This window comes from Salmonella sp. SAL00653 (genome assembly GCF_046552515.1).
GTDB lineage: Bacteria > Pseudomonadota > Gammaproteobacteria > Enterobacterales > Enterobacteriaceae > Salmonella > Salmonella enterica.
On record NZ_JBGDTY010000014.1, the window covers coordinates 12,302 to 32,947 of the forward strand.

General features: G+C 54.7%; 17 protein-coding genes. 7 read left to right on the forward strand and 10 right to left on the reverse strand.

All coding sequences use genetic code 11. The features are described from left to right. Positions 1–41 precede the first annotated feature (41 nt). From ACLJRU_RS16060 to nanQ, 3 genes are read left to right on the forward strand one after another with little or no spacing between them, the layout of a single operon-like run. Positions 42–731, forward strand: a complete 690-nt coding sequence (locus ACLJRU_RS16060; protein ID WP_000054439.1) for an N-acetylmannosamine-6-phosphate 2-epimerase — start codon at positions 42–44, stop codon at positions 729–731. Beyond that, on the forward strand, positions 728–1,603 hold the full coding sequence (nanK, locus tag ACLJRU_RS16065) for an N-acetylmannosamine kinase (RefSeq protein ID WP_001540977.1): 876 nt from the start codon (positions 728–730) through the stop codon (positions 1,601–1,603). The genes ACLJRU_RS16060 and nanK overlap by 4 nt, the downstream gene beginning before the upstream one ends. After that, on the forward strand, positions 1,600–2,067 hold the full coding sequence (nanQ, locus tag ACLJRU_RS16070) for an N-acetylneuraminate anomerase (protein WP_000979903.1): 468 nt from the start codon (positions 1,600–1,602) through the stop codon (positions 2,065–2,067). Before nanK ends, nanQ begins: the two co-directional genes overlap by 4 nt. 82 nt (positions 2,068–2,149) lie before the next feature. Here nanQ and ACLJRU_RS16075 read toward each other — a convergent pair whose 3' ends face one another. The 5 genes from ACLJRU_RS16075 to gltB form a co-directional block, all read right to left on the reverse strand. Further along, the gene (locus ACLJRU_RS16075) at positions 2,150–3,430 is read right to left on the reverse strand and encodes a cytosine deaminase (protein ID WP_001180742.1); all 1,281 of its coding nucleotides are present in this window, start codon (positions 3,428–3,430) and stop codon (positions 2,150–2,152) included. Beyond that, complete coding sequence (codB, locus tag ACLJRU_RS16080) at positions 3,417–4,670, reverse strand: cytosine permease (RefSeq protein ID WP_001540976.1); 1,254 nt, start codon at positions 4,668–4,670, stop codon at positions 3,417–3,419. The genes ACLJRU_RS16075 and codB overlap by 14 nt, the downstream gene beginning before the upstream one ends. Before the next feature lie 115 nt (positions 4,671–4,785). Continuing rightward, positions 4,786–5,889, reverse strand: coding sequence for a YhcG family protein (locus ACLJRU_RS16085; RefSeq protein WP_000184313.1), 1,104 nt, complete (start codon positions 5,887–5,889; stop codon positions 4,786–4,788). 206 nt (positions 5,890–6,095) lie between these two features. Further along, positions 6,096–7,514, reverse strand: coding sequence for a glutamate synthase subunit GltD (gltD, locus tag ACLJRU_RS16090; protein ID WP_023235321.1), 1,419 nt, complete (start codon positions 7,512–7,514; stop codon positions 6,096–6,098). Positions 7,515–7,523: 9 nt separating this feature from the next. Beyond that, complete coding sequence (gene gltB / locus ACLJRU_RS16095; RefSeq protein WP_001540973.1) at positions 7,524–11,984, reverse strand: glutamate synthase large subunit; 4,461 nt, start codon at positions 11,982–11,984, stop codon at positions 7,524–7,526. A 671-nt stretch (positions 11,985–12,655) separates the two neighbouring features. Here gltB and ACLJRU_RS16100 point away from each other — a divergent pair. The 4 genes from ACLJRU_RS16100 (at position 12,656) to mtgA (ending at position 17,620) form a co-directional block, all read left to right on the forward strand. Continuing rightward, on the forward strand, positions 12,656–13,585 hold the full coding sequence (locus tag ACLJRU_RS16100; protein WP_001176877.1) for a TIGR01212 family radical SAM protein: 930 nt from the start codon (positions 12,656–12,658) through the stop codon (positions 13,583–13,585). Between the two features lie 93 nt (positions 13,586–13,678). Next, positions 13,679–16,015 (forward strand): aerobic respiration two-component sensor histidine kinase ArcB, encoded by a 2,337-nt coding sequence (gene arcB, locus ACLJRU_RS16105; RefSeq protein WP_023235319.1) that lies wholly within the window; start codon positions 13,679–13,681, stop codon positions 16,013–16,015. A gap of 226 nt (positions 16,016–16,241) precedes the next feature. Continuing rightward, positions 16,242–16,895 carry an isoprenoid biosynthesis glyoxalase ElbB gene (gene elbB, locus ACLJRU_RS16110; protein WP_000719821.1) on the forward strand — a complete coding sequence of 218 codons (654 nt, stop codon included), beginning with the start codon at positions 16,242–16,244 and terminating at the stop codon, positions 16,893–16,895. Further along, on the forward strand, positions 16,892–17,620 hold the full coding sequence (gene mtgA, locus ACLJRU_RS16115) for a monofunctional biosynthetic peptidoglycan transglycosylase (RefSeq protein ID WP_023235318.1): 729 nt from the start codon (positions 16,892–16,894) through the stop codon (positions 17,618–17,620). Before elbB ends, mtgA begins: the two co-directional genes overlap by 4 nt. A 74-nt stretch (positions 17,621–17,694) precedes the next feature. On the opposite strand, the gene yrbL is transcribed toward mtgA, so the two are convergent. The 5 genes from yrbL to hpf all read right to left on the reverse strand — a co-directional run bounded on the left by yrbL (position 17,695) and on the right by hpf (position 20,641). Next, positions 17,695–18,327: a PhoP regulatory network protein YrbL gene (yrbL, locus tag ACLJRU_RS16120; RefSeq protein WP_000602197.1), complete on the reverse strand. Its 633-nt coding sequence runs from the start codon at positions 18,325–18,327 to the stop codon at positions 17,695–17,697. Between the two features lie 248 nt (positions 18,328–18,575). Continuing rightward, positions 18,576–18,848: a PTS phosphocarrier protein NPr gene (gene npr / locus ACLJRU_RS16125; RefSeq protein ID WP_000216797.1), complete on the reverse strand. Its 273-nt coding sequence runs from the start codon at positions 18,846–18,848 to the stop codon at positions 18,576–18,578. Next, positions 18,845–19,699 carry an RNase adapter RapZ gene (gene rapZ / locus ACLJRU_RS16130; RefSeq protein WP_000243749.1) on the reverse strand — a complete coding sequence of 285 codons (855 nt, stop codon included), beginning with the start codon at positions 19,697–19,699 and terminating at the stop codon, positions 18,845–18,847. The genes npr and rapZ overlap by 4 nt, the downstream gene beginning before the upstream one ends. Positions 19,700–19,744: 45 nt before the next feature. Then, positions 19,745–20,236 carry a PTS IIA-like nitrogen regulatory protein PtsN gene (ptsN, locus tag ACLJRU_RS16135; protein ID WP_000609332.1) on the reverse strand — a complete coding sequence of 164 codons (492 nt, stop codon included), beginning with the start codon at positions 20,234–20,236 and terminating at the stop codon, positions 19,745–19,747. Between the two features lie 117 nt (positions 20,237–20,353). Next, positions 20,354–20,641, reverse strand: coding sequence for a ribosome hibernation promoting factor (gene hpf / locus ACLJRU_RS16140; RefSeq protein WP_001176591.1), 288 nt, complete (start codon positions 20,639–20,641; stop codon positions 20,354–20,356). Between the last annotated feature and the right edge of the window lie 5 nt (positions 20,642–20,646).

The following is a 20,646-nucleotide window of genomic DNA, read 5'->3' on the forward strand; positions in this document are numbered from 1 at the left end:
TTGCCCGGTTTTAAACCGGGCAATATTTGTAAGGGAGTAGTATGTCGTTACTTGAACAACTGGATAAAAATATTGCCGCTTCTGGCGGCCTGATTGTCTCCTGCCAGCCCGTTCCGGGCAGTCCGCTGGATAAGCCGGAGATTGTAGCGGCAATGGCGTTGGCAGCGGAACAGGCGGGTGCGGTTGCGGTGCGTATTGAAGGCATAGACAACCTGCGTATGACCCGCTCGCTCGTTTCGGTACCCATTATCGGCATTATCAAACGCGATCTGGACGACTCTCCAGTGCGCATTACCCCTTTTCTCGACGATGTAGATGCGCTGGCGCAGGCCGGCGCAGCTATTATCGCCGTTGATGGAACCGCTCGGCAACGGCCGGTAGCCGTTGAGGCGTTGTTGGCGCGCATTCATCACCACCATCTACTGGCGATGGCCGACTGCTCATCCGTGGACGATGGTCTCGCCTGCCAACGGTTGGGCGCGGACATTATCGGCACGACGATGTCTGGCTACACCACCCCCGATACGCCGGAGGAACCCGATCTGCCCTTAGTCAAAGCGTTGCATGACGCCGGATGCCGGGTAATAGCCGAAGGGCGCTATAACTCGCCAGCACTGGCGGCGGAGGCGATCCGCTATGGCGCATGGGCGGTGACGGTGGGGTCCGCCATTACCCGTCTGGAACATATCTGTGGATGGTATAACGACGCATTAAAAAAGGCGGCGTCATGACTACGTTAGCAATCGATATTGGCGGTACTAAACTTGCCGCCGCGCTCATCGACAACAACTTGCGCATTAGCCAGTGTCGCGAGCTACCAACCCCCGCGAGCAAAACGCCGGATGCGTTACGTGAAGCATTAAAGGCGCTGGTTGAACCACTACGGGCAGAGGCGCGTCAGGTAGCGATAGCTTCTACCGGGATCATTCAGGAAGGGATGCTGCTGGCGCTAAACCCCCATAATCTGGGCGGCTTGCTACACTTTCCGTTAGTACAAACACTGGAAACGATCGCAGGCCTGCCGACGCTGGCGGTGAACGACGCGCAGGCGGCGGCCTGGGCGGAGTATCACGCGCTCCCTGATGATATCCGCGATATGGTATTTATCACCGTTTCAACCGGCGTTGGCGGCGGCGTTGTCTGCGACGGCAAGCTCCTTACCGGAAAAGGCGGTCTGGCCGGGCACCTGGGACACACCTTGGCGGACCCACACGGGCCCGTATGCGGCTGTGGACGCGTTGGCTGTGTAGAGGCCATCGCCTCCGGACGAGGGATGGCCGCGGCGGCGCGGGACGATCTGTCGGGATGCGACGCCAAAACCCTATTTATTCGCGCTGGCGAAGGTCATCAGCAGGCGCGACATCTGGTAAGCCAATCCGCGCAGGTAATAGCGCGAATGATCGCCGATGTAAAAGCGGCTACCGACTGCCAGTGTGTGGTCATTGGCGGCAGCGTAGGGTTAGCTGAGGGATACCTGGAGCAGGTTCGCGCGTTTTTGATGCAAGAGCCTGCGCCTTATCACGTGGCGCTGAGCGCCGCTCGCTATCGGCATGACGCAGGATTATTAGGCGCTGCTTTGTTAGCTCAAGGAGACACATTATGATGATGGGGGAAGTACAGTCGTTGCCTTCTTGCGGGTTGCATCCGCGACTGCTGGATGCCTTGACTCTCGCGCTGGCGGCAAGGCCGCAGGAGAAAGCGCCGGGGCGCTATGAATTGCAGGGCGACAATATCTTTATGAATGTAATGCAGTTAACGACGCAAATGCCGACCGAGAAGAAAGCGGAATTGCATGAACAATACATTGATATTCAGCTACTACTAACCGGCGTCGAGCGTATTGCGTTTGGGATGTCCGGTGCCGCTCGCCAGTGCGAGGAGATGCACGTTGAAGAGGATTACCAGCTTTGTAGTCAAATTGTCGACGAGCAGACTATTACGCTGCAAGCGGGGATGTTTGCTGTGTTTATGCCGGGAGAACCGCATAAACCGGGATGTGCAGTGGGTGAGCCAGATGACATCAAAAAAGTGGTAGTGAAAGTACGCGCCAGTCTGCTGGCGGCCTGAATCTCTTGCCGGAGCAGTCTTCCGAACGCAGCCCCTTACGGGGCTGCGTGGTGAATGTGCCGGAGAGCGCGGGTATGACGGGTTAACGCTTAAACGTCACGGCTTCCGGCTGGGTCAGGTGCAGCGTCGTCTGGCTCGGCACCGTCTCGGCAATAACCCGCCCGTGGCGAATCGAGTAACGGGCAGGCGTCTGGCGACGTACCGCATCGAATCCATTCTCAGCGGGTAAGATAACCAGATTCGCGGCATTGCCGACGCTCAGACCGTAGTCCTGTAAATGCAGGGTTTTTGCGCTGTGGGTAGTGATCAGATTTAACCCGTCGTTGATTTGCCCATACCCCATCAACTGGCAAACGTGTAACCCCATATGCAACACCTGCAGCATATTTGCTGTGCCTAATGGATACCACGGGTCGAAGACGTCATCATGGCCAAAGCAGACGTTGATCCCCGCTTCCAGCATCTCTTTCACTCGCGTGACGCCACGACGTTTCGGGTAAGTGTCAAACCGCCCTTGCAGATGAATATTCACCAGCGGGTTGGCGACGAAGTTAATCCCCGACATTTTCAACAGGCGGAACAGGCGTGACGCATACGCGCCGTTGTACGAGTGCATAGCCGTGGTGTGGCTGGCGGTCACGCGCGCCCCCATGCCATCACGATGCGCCAGCGCCGCGACCGTTTCGACAAAGCGAGACTGCTCGTCATCAATTTCGTCGCAGTGCACATCGATCAAGCGATCGTATTTCTGCGCCAGGGCGAAGATTTTGTGCAGCGATTCAACGCCATATTCCCGAGTGAACTCAAAGTGCGGAATGGCGCCAATAACGTCAGCGCCCAAACGCACGGCTTCCTCTAACAGCGCTTCACCGTTGGGATAAGACAGAATACCTTCTTGCGGAAAGGCGACAATTTGCAGGTCTACCCACGGCGCAACCTCTTGCTTCACTTCCAGCATGGCTTTCAGCGCGGTGAGCGTAGGATCTGAAACGTCAACGTGAGTACGAACGTACTGGATGCCGTTAGCCATCTGCCATTTCAGGGTCTGCATCGCGCGCGCTTTCACATCTTCATGCGTGAGCATTGCTTTACGTTCTGCCCAGCGCTCAATCCCTTCAAACAGTGTGCCGGACTGGTTCCAGCTCGGTTCACCCGCCGTTTGCGTGGTATCCAGGTGGATATGTGGCTCAACAAACGGTGGAATAGCCAGGCCGCCTTCGGCATCAAGCACTTCGCCCTGCGGTAACGATGCGGCTTCCTGAGGCTCAATCCGGCTAAAGCGCCCGTTTTCAATCGTAAGCTGCCATAATCCTTCGTGTCCCTGCAGACGCGTCTGACGAATGGTGATGCTATTGTTCTGCATGGCTGACCTCTGGTGATTTAGCAAGGCTGCGGTTGAAAAGTGGATTCAGCAGGATATAGCTGAAGACGCCGCCGAGTACGGCGTTGACGGGCACAATACCAGGAACATAATGTCCGGCGGCGATGCCCAGCGCGACGGAAAGAATAGCAATCCAGTTAACGGGAATAAAGCGCACGGTGTTGAAGTCGGCATAGCGGCGGCGGTTCAACAGATAGTCGGCAATAATCACTCCGCCAATCGGTGGGATGGCAGATGACAGGAACGTCAGCCAGCCGACAAAATTATTGTAAAGCCACAGCGCGCACACGGTACCGATAATCCCGTTCACCACCGACAGCGTACGGCTGGAAAGACCGGTAATATTGGCGAAGCCCAGACCCGATGCGTACAGCGCGTTATCGTTGGTGGTCCAGATATTCAGGCCGAGCACCACGATCGCGGGCAGCAGCAGCCCCTGCGCTATCATCACGTCAGAGATATCCGCCTGACCGACGGCGGCAGCGCCTGCCGCGCCAAAGATAAACATCAGCGAGTTGCCGAGGAAAAAAGCGACCATCGCAATCAGTACGGCGCTTTTGGCATGACGCCCGAAGCGGACGAAGTCGGCGGTCAATGTACCGGCGCTGACAAACGAGCCCACCACCAGCGCCAGCGCGCTGGAAAAATCCAGCGGCGTCTGCGGCACTATCGTTTTTAAATGCTCCAGCCCACCCACGCCGTTGACCGCCAGCCAGACGGAGTAGCTGCCCAGAATCACGATCGCGGGTACGGCAATGATAGACAAAATGGTCAACGCCGAGATGCCGAAAAAAATGGTCAGGGTCATCAGTAGACCCGAAACGGCAATCAGAATATTGGCATCAATGCCCGTCGCTTTACTGACCGGAATAGCGAACATCGCTACGCCAACGCCAAACCAGCCCACTTGAGTACCGCCTAGCAGTAGCGAGGGAAGCCATGAGCCTTTAACGCCAAAGGAGTAACGTGCAAGGAGGTGGGTGGAGAGTCCGGTTTTTGCGCCGATGTAGCCAAGAAATGCAGTGTAGATACCGAGGAGGAGATTACCGAAGAAAACTGCGAGGAAGAAATCATTATAAGAAAGACCGGTGCCGAGTGTCCCTCCGGTCCACATACTGGCGGAAAAAAACGTTAAACCCAACATGACAAACGTCAGTGGAATCACGCCCTTCCGCGCCGCCAGAGGGACGGGGCCCTGGCTATAATTGTTGTCCTGCGACACAACGCCTCCATGAATTTTGCCCAAAAAATCCGCCGCATAATATACAGTTCTCAGAATAAAGCAAACGTTTTCGTGTGATATTTTTTTGATAATTATTCATGGCATTAATGGTTCGTTAGTTTTTCTCCGTTGTCAGTGAACCACCGCGTGTGAGTTGAGTTTCCAGCATGGTTTGCGAACGAATAAGTTCGTCTGTGAGTAATTTTTCGTCGGGCAGCTGCACTTTGTATTCGCTCGCCATGATGGTGTTTGGCAGGCCAGTCAGCGCGTAATGCGCTTCCCCCGCGCCTTTCCCTGCGCACAAAACCAGGCCGACTGGCGGGGTTTCTCCGGGCATTGTCCAGTGCTCTTTGGCATAGTTCAGGTACATATTCATCTGCCCGGCATCCGCATAACCGAATTTGCCTACCTTCAGGTCAACGAGCAACAGGCAGCGCAAGCGACGATGGAAGAACAGCAGATCGACGCGGAACCAGCTATCGTCTATGCGTAGTCGGCGTTGGCGGCCAACAAAAGCAAAATCGTCACCGAGCTCCAGCATAAAGTCCATCAGGTGGCTGAGCAGCGCGTCTTCGAGATCTGATTCGGAATACTCGTCCTTCAGGTTAAGAAATTCCAGAATGAACGGGTCGCGTATGGCTTGCTCCGGCAAAACGTTTGGCTCGGCGGGTGCAGGCTGCTGCAACATGGCGGATTTGTCGTGGGACAGTAGCGTTCGTTCGTAAAATTGAGTGGCGATTTGCCTGTCGAGCTGCCTAACTGACCAGCCGTTACGTAGCGTCTCTTTCTCGTAAAAAGTGCGGGCATCGGGATTTTTTACCGACAAGAGGCGGACATACGCCGACCAGGGGAGTGGGAAAGATTTAGCCAGTTGCGCCAAATGGAGAGATTCTCCAGACACTGTCTGGAGAATCTCAATTTTTTGAAAATAAAGATAAAACTTTTTAAATTGCCATAGATTACTGGCAGAAAAACCTCGTTTATATCTTTGGCTTAAATCCTGTGATAAACGATCAATTAGCTGTTCACCATAAGCCGCTCTGGCTTCACCGCCTTGTTCAAATTCAACAATGCGTCGACCCATTTCCCAATAGGTTGCTGTCATGATGGTGTTGATGCTGCGAACGGTTTGTGTCCGCGCTGTGTCCAGCAGTTGAACAATTCCGTTATGGATTTGCTGATATTCATCAGACTGTGGCGCTAAAGTTGGATTCGTCATGTCATCCCTTACGTGATAGTTTCATTGTGAAATTAGAACGCTATCAATACGCTTCAGGCGTAAACGGATCAATCCATGAACGGATTTTACATGGCATTACATCTCGATTTACGAGCGGGTTTCCAGAATCGGCAGGAGAGATATTGAGGAGAGGAATATCGGCTCCCCAGCCATCAGCCAAGGCAGTAAGCGGGGAGCCGGAAGGGTTACACTTCGAGGTAGTTCATAATCCCGTCAGCCGCCTTACGGCCTTCGGCAATCGCCGTCACCACCAGATCGGAACCGCGCACGATGTCGCCACCGGCGAAGATTTTCGGGTTGCTGGTCTGGAAAGCATTATCGCTGCGTTCCGGCGTGATAATTCGTCCCTGCGAGTCCAGTTCCACGCTGTGTTTCGCCAGCCATTCCATGCTGTGTGGACGAAAACCAAATGCCATCACCACCGCATCAGCTGGAACCACATGCTCGGAACCGGCGACGATCTCCGCCCGCCGACGGCCTTTGGCATCCGGTTCGCCCATTTCAGTGCGCACCATTTTTACGCCGCTCACTTTGCCGTTGGCATTGACTTCAATGCCCAGCGGTTGAACGTTAAACTGAAATTCGACACCTTCCTCGCGCGCGTTCTTCACTTCGCGTCTGGAACCCGGCATGTTCTCTTCATCACGACGATAAGCACAGGTTACGTGCGTTGCGCCCTGGCGTATGGAAGTGCGTACGCAGTCCATTGCGGTATCGCCGCCGCCCAGCACCACCACGCGTTTGCCTTCCATGCTGACATATGGTTCGTCGCTGGTTTCGCCAAACCCCATGATCTGCTTCGTATTGGCGATCAGGAACGGCAGAGCGTCGAAAACCCCGTCCGCATCTTCATTTTCCAGCCCGCCGCGCATCGACTGATAGGTGCCGACGCCAAGGAATACCGCATCGTAATCTTTCAGCAGATCTTCAAGCTGTACATCACGACCCACTTCGGTATTAAGTTTGAACTCAATACCCATGCCGGTGAAGATCTCGCGACGACGGGTCATCACCTCTTTTTCCAGTTTGAAAGCTGGAATACCGAAGGTCAGCAGACCACCGATTTCCGGATGGCGATCAAAGACCACCGCCTTCACGCCGTTGCGGGTCAGCACGTCGGCGCACGCCAGCCCTGCCGGACCTGCGCCGATTATCGCTACCCGTTTGTCCGTCTGGCGTACGCCGGTCATATCCGGGCGCCAGCCCATCTCAAACGCTTTATCGTTGATATAGCGCTCAATGTTACCGATGGTCACTGCGCCGAACTCATCGTGCAGCGTACAGGAGCCTTCGCACAGGCGGTCCTGCGGGCAGACGCGGCCACACACTTCCGGCAGGGTGTTGGTCTGGTGCGATAGCTCAGCCGCCTCAAAAATACGCCCTTCGTTAGCCAGTTTCAGCCAGTTCGGGATGTAGTTATGTACCGGACATTTCCACTCGCAGTAGGGGTTACCGCAGGACAAACAGCGATCCGCCTGGGCTTTCGCCTGACCTTCAGAAAACGGTTCGTAGATTTCAACAAACTCGATCTTACGGATCTTCAGCGGTTTCTTCGGCGGATCAACGCGCTGCAGGTCGATAAATTGATAAACATTCTGGCTCATTTCAATTCCTTACTGCGCCTGCACGCGCAATTCTGCCGCACTACGACTACGGTGGCCCAACAGGGCTTTGACATCGCTGGACTTGGGCTTAACTAACGCGAATTGGGTTGAGAAGCTTGACCACCTGGACAGGATCTCTTCGCCGCGTTGCGAACCAGTATGCTGCACGTGCTCGGTGATCAGACCGCGCAGATGCTCTTCGTGGATAGCCAGCGAATCAACGTCCAGTACTTCTACCAGTTCCGGGTTCACGCGTTTACGGAATTCGCCATCTTCGTCCAGCACATAGGCGAAGCCGCCGGTCATCCCCGCGCCGAAGTTAACGCCGGTTTTACCCAGCACGCAGACGATGCCGCCGGTCATGTATTCACAGCCGTTGTCGCCGATGCCCTCTACTACGGTAATCGCCCCGGAGTTACGCACGCCGAAACGTTCGCCCGCGCGCCCCGCCGCGTACAGACGGCCACCGGTCGCTCCATACAGGCAGGTGTTGCCGATGATGCTGGCTTTATGACTGAGGAAGGCGGAACCTACCGGCGGTCTGATGGCGATCAAACCGCCTGCCATACCTTTACCGACATAGTCGTTGGCATCGCCAGTCAGATATAACTCTACGCCGCCCGCGTTCCACACGCCAAAGCTCTGGCCTGCGGTACCGCTGAAGTGTGCTTTAATCGGATCGGAAGCCAGCCCCTGATCGCCGTGGGTCTGTGCGATGTAGCCGGAAAGCGACGCGCCGACGGAACGATCGGTGTTGCGGATGTCGAACCAGAAGGTTTTGCTCTGGCGCGCATCGACAAACGGTTTCGCCTGCTGCAACAGTTGCGCATTCAGCACGCCGTTATCAAACGGCGGGTTATTTTCGGTGCAGTACAGCGCTTTACCCGGATGAGGTTCAGCGGTTTCCAGTAGACGAGACAGCGCCAGCTTCTGCTGTTTAGCGGTGAAGCCCTCCAGCTCTTTCAGCAGGTCGGTGCGGCCAATCAAATCCACCAGGCGGGTCACGCCAAGCGAAGCCATCAGCTCGCGCACTTCGCGGGCGATAAATTCAAAGTAGTTGGTTACTTTGAACGGCAGGCCGTGATAGTGGTTCTTACGCAGTTTTTCATCCTGCGTCGCCACGCCGGTTGCGCAGTTGTTCAGATGGCAAATGCGCAGGTATTTACAGCCCAGCGCCACCATCGGGCCGGTGCCGAAGCCGAAACTTTCCGCACCGAGAATTGCCGCTTTAATGATATCGACGCCGGTTTTCAGACCGCCGTCCACCTGCAGACGAATCTTGTGACGCAGACCGTTGGCGACCAGCGCCTGCTGGGTTTCAACAAGTCCGAGTTCCCACGGACAGCCCGCATATTTCACCGAAGAGAGCGGGCTGGCGCCGGTACCGCCGTCGTAGCCAGCGATGGTGATCAGATCTGCATAGGCTTTCGCCACGCCGGTCGCGATGGTGCCGACGCCCGGTTCGGACACCAGCTTCACGGAGATCATCGCCTTCGGGTTGACCTGTTTGAGGTCGAAAATGAGCTGCGCTAAGTCCTCGATAGAGTAGATATCGTGGTGCGGCGGCGGGGAGATCAGCGTCACGCCCGGCACTGAATAGCGCAGTTTAGCGATATACGGAGTGACTTTATCCCCCGGCAACTGACCGCCTTCGCCCGGTTTCGCGCCCTGCGCGACTTTAATCTGAATCACATCGGCATTGACCAGGTAGGCCGGCGTCACGCCAAAGCGACCGGAGGCCACCTGTTTGATACGCGACACTTTATTGGTGCCGTAGCGCGCCGGGTCTTCGCCGCCTTCGCCGGAGTTGGAGTTGCCGCCGAGGCTGTTCATCGCTTCCGCCAGCGCTTCGTGCGCTTCCGGACTTAATGCGCCGATAGACATGGCTGCGGTATCAAAGCGTTTAAACAGCTCACTGGCGGGCTCAACCTCGTCGATAGTCACCGCCTCGCCGTCTGGATGTATCGCCAGCAGATCGCGCAGCGTTGCCGCCGGACGCTCATTGACCAGTTTGGCGTATTCCTGATAATCGCTGTACTCCCCGCTCTGTACCGCCTGTTGCAGGGTACGCACGACATCCGGGTTATAGGCGTGATATTCGCCGCCGTGGACGTACTTCAGCAGGCCGCCCGGGCTAATGGGTTTGCGCGCCAGCCAGGCGCGTTTGGAGAGATTCAGCAGATCCTGCTGGAAGTCATCAAAGCTCGCGCCGCCGATACGGCTGACCACGCCCTGGAAGCACAGGTTTACCACATCATCGTGCAGTCCGACCGCTTCAAACAGTTTGGAGCAGCGGTAAGAGGCAATGGTCGAAATGCCCATTTTGGACATAATCTTGTACAGCCCCTTGTTGATGCCGTTACGGTAGTTCTGCATCACGGTACGGTAGTTTTTGGCGATGGCCTGGGTATCAATCAGACGCCCCAGCGTTTCGTAGGCCAGGTACGGATAGATAGCCGTTGCGCCAAAGCCGAGCAGTACCGCAAAGTGATGCGGATCGCGGGCGCTTCCGGTTTCTACGATGATGTTGGCGTCGCAGCGCAGGCTTTGTTCTACCAGACGCGTTTGCACCGCGCCCACCGCCATCGTCGCGGGGACCGGCAGGCGATTCTTACCGATATTGCGATCCGAGAGGACCAGCAGCACGGTGCCGTTGCGCACCATCTGTTCCGCTTTATCGCACAGCGCCTTAACCGTCGCGTTCAGTGTGGTTTCGGTCACGTCGAAGGTGATATCCAGACGGTCAGCGCGATAATGCTCCTCTTTCATGGTGGTGAGCTGTTTGAAATCGGAGTACAGCAGAATTGGCGATTTAAAACTCAGGCGATGGGCCTGACCTTCCGCTTCGCAGAAGACGTTCATTTCGCGACCGATGCTGGTGGCGAGCGACATGACGTGCGCTTCACGCAGCGGGTCGATAGGCGGGTTAGTGACCTGCGCGAACTGCTGGCGGAAGTAGTCGTAAATAATACGCGGCTGGCTGGAGAGCACGGCAAAGGGGGTATCGTCGCCCATTGAACCGACGGCTTCCTGGCCGTTTTCGCCCAATACGCGGATAACCGAGTCCAGCTCTTCGGCGCTGTAGTTAAACTGTTTCTGATAGCTGGCGAGCAGGTCATCGTCCAGTTCGCGGCTACCAACTTCTTCATCAGGCAGCTCTTCAAACGGCACCAGGCGGCGGACGTTTTTCTCCATCCACTCTTTATATGGATGGCGGCTTTTCAGATCGTCATCGGTTTCCGCGGAATGCAGAATACGTCCGCCGCGGGTGTCGATCACCATCAGCTCGCCTGGGCCGACGCGGCCTTTCTCGACCACTTCATCCGGCTGATAGTCCCAGATACCGACTTCGGAGGCGCAGGTGATCAGCTTATCTTTGGTAATGACGTAGCGTGCCGGGCGCAGGCCGTTACGGTCAAGGTTACAGGCGGCGAAGCGCCCGTCGGACATCACGATGCCTGCCGGACCGTCCCACGGCTCCATATGCATGGAGTTAAAGTCAAAGAAGGCGCGCAGATCCTGGTCCATATCGGGGTTGTTCTGCCAGGCGGGCGGCACCAACAGGCGCATGGCGCGGATGATGTCCATCCCGCCTGCCAGCAGCAGTTCCAGCATGTTGTCCAGCGAGCTGGAATCCGAACCGGTTTCGTTAACAAACGGCGCAGCGGACTGTAAATCCGGGATCAGCGGCGTCTGGAATTTATAGGTACGGGCGCGCGCCCACTGGCGGTTGCCGGTGATAGTGTTAATCTCGCCGTTATGCGCCAGGTAGCGGAACGGCTGCGCCAGCGGCCAACGCGGCACGGTGTTAGTGGAAAAGCGCTGGTGGAACAGACAGATGGCCGATTCCAGACGCAGATCCGCAAGATCCAGGTAGAAACGCGGCAGATCCGCCGGCATACACAGACCTTTATAAATGTTGACCAGGTTCGACAGGCTGCATACGTAGAAATCCTTGTCGTTCTGCAGGCGTTTTTCAATGCGTCGGCGGGCGATAAACAGACGGCGCTCCATATCGCGCGGACGCCAGCCCGCCGGAGCGTTGACAAAAATCTGCTCAATACGCGGCAGAGAGGAGAGGGCGATTTCACCGAGCACGCCTTCATTGGTGGGCACATCGCGCCAGCCGACAATCGACAGGGTTTCCTGCTGTAATTCTTCTTCGACAATATGGCGTGACGCGGCGGCCAGTTCAGGATCTTTATTCAAAAAGATCATCCCGACGGCGTAGTTTTTGGCTAAGCGCCAGCCGCGCTCTTCGGCCACGATGCGAAAGAAACGGTCAGGTTTTTGTAACAGCAAGCCGCAACCGTCGCCGGTTTTACCGTCGGCAAGGATCGCGCCACGGTGCTGCATCCGGGCCAGCGCGTGTATGGCGGTACGCACTACCTTGTGGCTAGGTTCGCCTTCTATGTGGGCGATCAGGCCGAAACCACAGTTATCCTTCTCAAGGGATTTATCGTACAACATATCAGTGAACCTCCCCAGGCTCTACGGGACGCTCTCCCAACCGACGGCGCGCGGGCACAGCAAGAGCATGGCGACGGGGCTGGCGCATCATACGCTTACCTCGCATTCGCCCTCTTTGTGTCCTTTGCGCATTGGTAAATACGGTTAAGAGGGAATCTCAATTACTGCATAAATATGATGAGCAGACGGCTCATCCAGAAAGCTTCCAGCGGATCCCCAACTTATCGGGAATCCACACCCAGGTCAAATGGCAAACTGATTTATGCAAAAGTGTGCTGTAGCACAGATAACTTTTTGAATATATTGAAATTAAAAGGTTTTTTATAGAGGGGCTGCTAATACGGAGCGGCAGAAAGCCTGTGATCTGTCTCACTATAAGAGCCGCTCGCCAGACGTTATCTGACCTTTCTTTTTCAAAAATCTTGGCATTTTATGCTGTTTTAAGCGTGAGCAGTATTGAATGCTACTGTTTTTATCGATGACCCAGCAGACGCTGAAAAAAGAGGGGAATATCAGGAAAAATCATCAACGGGATTATGAATGAAATGTCGTTTATTTTGCTTGATTATGCAACGGATAAAAGCCTTCCGGGACGATTGATCCAGGTCATCGCCAAAGGAGACTAAAAATGGCAGGCTTTGGCCTCTTTTTAAGAGGCGGTCTATCAGATTATGCAGTTACAGAAATTAGTCAATATGTTTGGTGGGGATCTTTTACGTCGGTATGGGCAAAAGGTTCATAAGCTGACGCTTCATGGCGGTTTTAGCTGCCCTAATCGCGACGGCACCATCGGGCGTGGCGGTTGCACCTTCTGTAATGTCGCCTCTTTTGCCGATGAGGCGCAGCAGCATCATTCGATTGCCGAGCAGCTTGCGCATCAGGCGCATCTGGTGAACCGCGCTAAACGCTATCTGGCCTATTTCCAGGCCTACACCAGCACCTTTGCGGAAGTGCAGGTGCTGCGTTCGATGTATCAACAGGCGGTCAGCCAGGCCAGTATCGTCGGGTTATGCGTCGGTACGCGTCCGGATTGCGTCCCGCAGGCAGTAGTAGATTTACTGTGTGAATATAAAGATCAAGGCTACGAGGTGTGGCTGGAACTGGGATTGCAAACCGCGCACGATGAAACCCTGCGCCGAATTAACCGCGGGCATGACTTCGCCTGCTATCAGCGTACCACCCGGATTGCCCGGGAGCGCGGGCTGAAAGTGTGCGCGCATCTGATTGTGGGGCTGCCGGGCGAAGGCCAGAGTGAATGCCTGCAAACCATGGAGCGTGTGGTGGAGACGGGCGTTGATGGTATTAAACTGCATCCGCTGCATATTGTGAAAGGCAGTACGATGGCCAAAGCCTGGGAAGCGGGGCGGCTGAACGGCATCGAACTGGACGACTACACGCTAACGGCAGGTGAGATGATTCGTCATACGCCGCCGGAGGTGATTTATCACCGAATTTCAGCCAGCGCTCGCCGTCCGACGCTGCTTGCCCCGCTGTGGTGCGAGAATCGCTGGACGGGGATGGTTGAGCTGGACAAATACCTGAATGAGCATGGCGTACAGGGCTCTGCGCTGGCCCGTCCCTGGATACCACCTGTAGCGTAGCGTGATGAGGGGCGCTACGCATATTTCGCACAATATTCAACGCGGTTCCCATAATTGGGTATTATGTGCGAAGTTGTGGTGAAGGAATCCTCTATGAAGCAAATTCGTATGCTGGCGCAATACTATGTCGACCTGATGATGAAATTGGGTCTGGTGCGCTTTTCCATGCTCCTGGCGTTGGCATTGGTGGTGCTGGCGATTGTCGTGCAGATGGCGGTGACCATGGTGCTGCATGGTCAGGTTGAAAGTATCGACGTTATTCGTTCCATCTTTTTTGGCCTGTTAATTACGCCCTGGGCGGTCTATTTCTTATCCGTTGTTGTTGAACAACTGGAAGAGTCAAGGCAGCGACTGTCGCGTCTGGTGCAAAAGCTGGAGGAGATGCGCGAGCGCGATCTCAAGCTTAACGTACAGTTGAAGGACAATATTGCCCAGCTTAATCAGGAAATTGTCGATCGCGAAAAAGCGGAAGCGGAGCTGCAAGAGACATTTGAACAGCTAAAAGTAGAAATTAAAGAGCGTGAAGAAGCGCAAATCCAGCTAGAACAGCAATCCTCTTTTCTGCGCTCCTTTCTGGACGCCTCGCCGGATTTGGTTTTTTATCGTAATGAGGATAAAGAATTTTCCGGCTGTAACCGCGCAATGGAATTGCTAACCGGCAAGAGCGAAAAACAGCTGGTGCATTTGAAGCCGGAAGATGTGTACTCTCCCGAAGCGGCGGAGAAAGTCATTGAAACCGACGAAAAAGTATTCCGCCATAACGTCTCCCTGACCTACGAACAGTGGCTGGATTACCCGGACGGACGAAAGGCCTGCTTTGAAATTCGTAAAGTGCCTTATTACGACCGTGTCGGTAAACGTCATGGCCTGATGGGATTTGGTCGTGATATTACCGAACGTAAGCGTTATCAGGACGCGCTGGAGCGCGCCAGCCGCGACAAGACCACGTTTATCTCTACCATCAGTCATGAGCTGCGCACCCCGCTTAACGGCATCGTCGGTTTAAGCCGCATCCTGCTGGATACCAATCTCACCGCCGAACAGGAAAAATACCTTAAGACAATCCATGTCTCCGCCGTGACGTTAGGCAATATTTTCAATGATATCATTGATATGGATAAGATGGAGCGGCGTAAGGTTCAGCTTGATAACCAACCGGTTGATTTCACCAGCTTTATGGCCGATCTGGAAAACCTTTCCGGTTTGCAGGCGCAGCAAAAAGGGCTACGTTTTGTGCTTGAGCCGACGCTGCCGTTGCCGCACAAAGTCATTACCGACGGAACGCGTCTGCGCCAGATTTTATGGAATTTGATCAGCAATGCGGTGAAGTTTACTCAGCAGGGCCAGGTGACGGTGCGGGCGCGCTATGATGAAGGCGACATGCTGCACTTTGAAGTGGAAGATTCCGGGATCGGCATTCCGCAGGATGAGCAGGATAAAATTTTCGCCATGTATTATCAGGTGAAAGACAGTCATGGCGGTAAGCCGGCGACGGGTACCGGTATCGGGCTGGCGGTCTCCCGTCGGCTGGCGAAAAATATGGGCGGCGATATTACCGTTTCCAGTCTGCCGGGCAAAGGATCGACCTTTACGCTAACGGTTCATGCGCCAGCGGTGGCGGAAGAGGTGGAGGACGCCTTTGATGAAGACGACATGCCGCTGCCCGCGCTGCATGTTCTGCTGGTCGAAGATATTGAACTGAACGTGATCGTGGCGCGTTCGGTACTGGAAAAACTGGGGAACAGCGTGGATGTCGCGATGACCGGCAAGGCGGCGCTGGAGATGTTCGCGCCGGGCGAATATGACCTGGTCTTACTGGATATTCAACTACCGGATATGACGGGGCTGGATATTGCCAGAGAACTGACCCGTCGCCACATGCGGGAAGATTTACCGCCGCTGGTAGCGCTTACGGCTAACGTTCTGAAAGATAAAAAAGAGTATCTGGACGCTGGTATGGACGATGTGCTGAGTAAGCCGCTGTCGGTGCCGGCCTTAACCGCGATGATTAAAAAATTCTGGGATGCCACCGATAAAGAGGAGAGTACCGTGACGCCTGAAGAGAGCGATAAAGCGCAAGCGCTGCTGGATATCCCGATGCTGGAACAATACATCGAGTTGGTTGGGCCTAAATTGATCACCGACGGTCTCGCGGTGTTTGAAAAAATGATGCCTGGCTATTTAAGCGTGCTGGAGTCCAATCTGACGGCGCGTGACAAAAAAGGCGTCGTTGAGGAAGGGCATAAGATTAAAGGCGCCGCCGGTTCGGTAGGGCTGCGTCATCTGCAACAGCTTGGCCAGCAAATCCAGTCGCCGGATCTTCCCGCCTGGGAAGATAATGTCGCGGAATGGATTGAAGAGATGAAGCAGGAGTGGCAGCACGATGTCGCGGTGCTGAAAGCCTGGGTGGCAAACGCGGAAAAAAAATGACCCCGGTTTGACCGGGGTGCGCGAATACTGCGCCAACACCAGGGAAATCGTGGCTGCGCCGTGCTTATTATGATGATGTCAAAGGCGCAGTCCTGTTTTCAGGCCGCACGCAGTTAAGATAGCAAATCCTAAATGATTTGTTACATGAATCATTTAAATGTGTGAAGCGTAGCATTTTAATCAAAATTATTAATGGGCTTGAGTCGGTTGCAGGAGGATGTTCACCATGAAAAAAATTGGCGTAGTGCTCAGCGGATGCGGCGTCTATGACGGCACCGAAATTCATGAGGCCGTTCTGACGCTGTTGGCCATTGCCCGCAGCGGCGCGCAGGCTATCTGCTTCGCGCCGGATAAACCACAAGCGGATGTTATTAATCACCTGACCGGCGAAGCGATGGCGGAAACGCGTAACGTCCTGATTGAGGCGGCTCGTATTACGCGGGGCGATATTCGTCCCCTGTCCCAGGCTCAGCCAGAGGAGCTGGATGCGCTCATTGTGCCTGGTGGTTTCGGTGCGGCGAAGAACCTGAGTAATTTCGCCAGCCAGGGGAGCGAATGCCGGGTGGATAGCGATGTCGTCGCGCTGGCGAAGGCCATGCACCAGTCCGGCAAGCCGCTGGGATTCATCTGTATCGCGCCTGCAATGTTGCCGAAAATCTTTGACTTCCCGCTACGTCTGACAATAGGGACGGATATTGATACCGCTGAAGTACTTGAAGAGATGGGCGCCGAACACGTACCTTGCCCGGTTGATGATATCGTTGTGGACGAGGATAACAAGGTCGTGACCACCCCTGCCTATATGCTGGCGCAGGATATCGCCCAGGCGGCAAGCGGCATTGATAAATTAGTGTCGCGTGTGCTGGTTCTGGCGGAATGAGCAAACGACGCATCGCGCCGTTAACGTTTTTGCGCCGTCTACTTTTACGTATCCTTGCTGCGCTCGCCGTCTTTTGGGGCGGCGGCATTGCGCTGTTTAGCGTGGTTCCGGTGCCTTTTTCGGCGGTGATTGCGGAACGGCAGATTAGCGCCTGGCTCGGCGGAGAGTTCGGTTATGTGGCGCATTCTGACTGGGTCAGTATGGCGGATATCTCGCCGTGGATGGGGCTGGCGGTAATTGCGGCGGAAGACCAGAAGTTCCCTGAGCACTGGGGCTTTGATGTTCCGGCGATTGAAAAAGCGCTGGCGCATAATGAGCGGAATGAGAGCCGTATTCGCGGCGCCTCTACGCTTTCGCAGCAAACGGCGAAAAATCTCTTTTTATGGGATGGACGCAGTTGGCTGCGCAAAGGTCTGGAGGCTGGGCTAACGCTGGGCATTGAAACTGTCTGGAGCAAAAAGCGCATCCTCACGGTTTATCTGAATATCGCGGAGTTTGGCGATGGTATTTTCGGCGTGGAGGCTGCGGCACAACGGTATTTTCATAAACCTGCCAGTCGCTTGAGTGTGTCTGAAGCCGCGTTGCTGGCGGCGGTATTGCCAAATCCGTTACGCTATAAGGCGAATGCGCCGTCTGGCTATGTGCGTAGCCGGCAGGCGTGGATTATGCGCCAGATGCGCCAACTGGGCGGGGAATCTTTTATGACGCGCAACCAGCTTAATTAATTTTGCCGATTGGCGGCGCGAACACCTTATCCGGCCTGCGATCTGTGTCGTCCAGGCCTGATAAGTACAGGCCATTAAGCTTCGTGAGAAGTAAGCGCCAGCCGTTTCTTGTCTTTTGGCTGCGCGCCCCTCTCCAGGGCAACGGCCAGCGCAGGCTGGGCGATAAACCGCTGCCACACTCTCTCCAGTTTGCGTTCACAGCACCATGTTGACCAGGTCGCCAGCGGGATAAAGGTACTTTCCCCCAGATTGTCGCAAACCACCGGAACCACTTCTGACTCGCTGATACGCTGGCACAGGATGTTTTGCGGCTTCAGCGACATCGTCACAATATGGTTATCCAGCAGGTAACGTTTCAGTTTTTTCAGTAGCCGCCGCAGGACAGCGACATCCTCTTCATAACGACATTGCGCGGCGAACTCGGTCAGGGTAATAGAGGGCGCGCCGTTGAAATCGGTAATCATGTCGTAGACATAGCCAGTGCCGCAATCGGTTTCTACCGTGCCGTAATAACGGGGGATAGCGCTCCAGTCTGTCAGGTAGCGGGACAGATGCGCATAGTAGCTCAGTTCACGCCGAATCTCTTTATCACCGCCGTGGTCACGGTTGTAAATGACTTTTATGCAACGCCGGGCATTATCCGGATGCGTATAGCATTTACGATGTCGACCAGCGCCCAGCGGAGTCTGTTTGGATAAGAGGATCATGGCAAGTCCTGGAAAAATTTATTCACATAAATTTAGTATGGACAAAGAGCTTAAACAAAACATAAACGAAATTTTTTAAGGTTTTCTTAATGTTTTTATGCATAGGTAAAGCGCACGAAATGTACAAATCTTACGAAAGGGCGGGGCTGCGGGACAAGAGGCAGGCAGGCGTAACACGCCCGGTTTTGGGGTGACTGTCATCAAATACCGGGACGGCGTTGGGGGAAATAGGGTATAGAGGGGGAGGTTTAGTCTTCGTCAAAGCCGGAATTGAACAGCGCGATAACCGCCGCCAGCGCTTCAACTTCTTGCGGGCCGGTGGCTTCAATTTCGATCTGACGCCCTTTGGCGGAGTCGAGCATTAACAGCGCGATGACGCTGTTTGCTTCCGCTTCGGTGCCTTCGTCATTGCGTAATAGCACCTCGGCGTCAAAACCCTGCATCAGTTCGAAAAGCTTCATGGCAGGCCGGGCATGCATGCCCAGCTTATTGGTGACTTCAACAGTTTGCTTTACGGTCATGTTTTGCGTTTTTCCAGCGTGCGATGGCGAGACTGGACATTTTTACCGCGCGAGCGGAAGTAGTCTGCCAGCTGTTCTGCAATATACACCGAACGGTGTTTCCCGCCGGTACAACCGATAGCAACGGTAAGGTAGCTGCGGTTGTTGGTCTCCAGCATCGGTAACCATAGCTCAAGATAGCTGCGAGTCTGATAGATAAAATTGTGAACTTCTGTGTGTCGGTCAAGAAACGCGGCTACCGGCTTATCAAGCCCGGTCATGGGGCGCAGTTTTGGATCCCAGTGCGGGTTGGGCAGAAAGCGGACATCAAACACATAGTCCGCATCAATCGGGATACCATGTTTAAAGCCGAAGGACTCAAATACCATCGTCAGTTCGCGCTCGCGTTTGCCCAACAGCCGGGTACGCAGCATCTCCGCCAGCTCATGGACGGACATTTCTGAAGTGTCGACGATCAGATCCGCACGTGAGCGTAACGGCTCCAGCAAGTCACTCTCTTTATCGATCGCACTCTCTAAAGAAAGATTTTTGCTGGAAAGCGGATGCAAACGGCGCGTGTCGCTGTAGCGGCGAATCAAGGTATTGCGGTCGGCATCAAGAAACAGCAATTGCGGCGAGAAAGCGCCAGGCAGATTATTCATCGCCTGTTCAAAAATCTCAGGTGATTCAGGCATATTGCGCACATCAATGCTGACGGCGGCGGAAATCTGGCGATCGGCCAGCGTTCGCGCCAGATCGGGCAACAGCACGACGGGGAGATTATCCACGCAGTAAAATCCCATATCTTCCAGCGCGCGCAGAGCGACAGATTTACCTGATCCGGAACGCCCGCTGACGATCATCAGTACCATGTACCGTTTCTCCTCACAACGACAGAAATAAATGCCATTGAGTTGTTATGCCTCATTCTGCTCACCTTCGGTGTCAGTAATGATTTGATACAGCTCTTCATCATTCAGCGCCGCGCGCAGGCGGCGGCAGATCGTTTTATCCGCCAGACGTTTCGCCACCAGCGACAGCGTGTGCAGATGCGTTTTAGTTTGATCGGCGGGCACCAGCAGGGCGAAGAGGAGATCGACCGGCTGGTTATCGATGGCGTCGAACGCGATCGGCGTTTCGAGCTGAACGAACACACCGACGGCGCGTAAGGTATCTTCTTCCAGTTTCCCGTGCGGGATGGCGATACCATTACCAATACCGGTACTGCCCATTTTTTCGCGTGTCAGAATGGCTTCAAACACGACCTGAGGAGGTAAACTGAGCTGTTTTGCCGCCAGTTCGCTGATGATTTCCAGCGCGCGTTTCTTACTCTGACAATGAACGCCGCTACGCGTACACTCCTGGTTAAGTACACTGCTCAGTTGTAGAGTCGTATCGTTATTTATCATAATTTCACCTAAGAACCTGTCCTGTCAGGTTGATGGCCAGGTTCGGAGCGCTAACTGTACAAATGGCCCGTTGTGTCACACAACAGGCCGTCCTGCACTGGCTAACTGCCCGGACAATTAGTGTTGTTTCAGTTTATCTTTATGCCTGGTTAACTGCCTTGCCAGTTTATCAATCAAGCCGTCAATGGCGGCATACATATCCTGGCCTTCCGCGCTGGCGTGAATTTCGCCGCCGTTAACGTGTAGCGTCGCATCCGAGATATGCGTGACCCTCTCCACTTTCAACACCACGTATACCTGATTAATCCGCTCAAAATACTGTTCAAGTTTGGCGAATTTTGTCGTCACAAATTCACGCAGGGCTTCAGTAATTTCGACATTATGTCCGGTGATATTGAGCTGCATAGTGT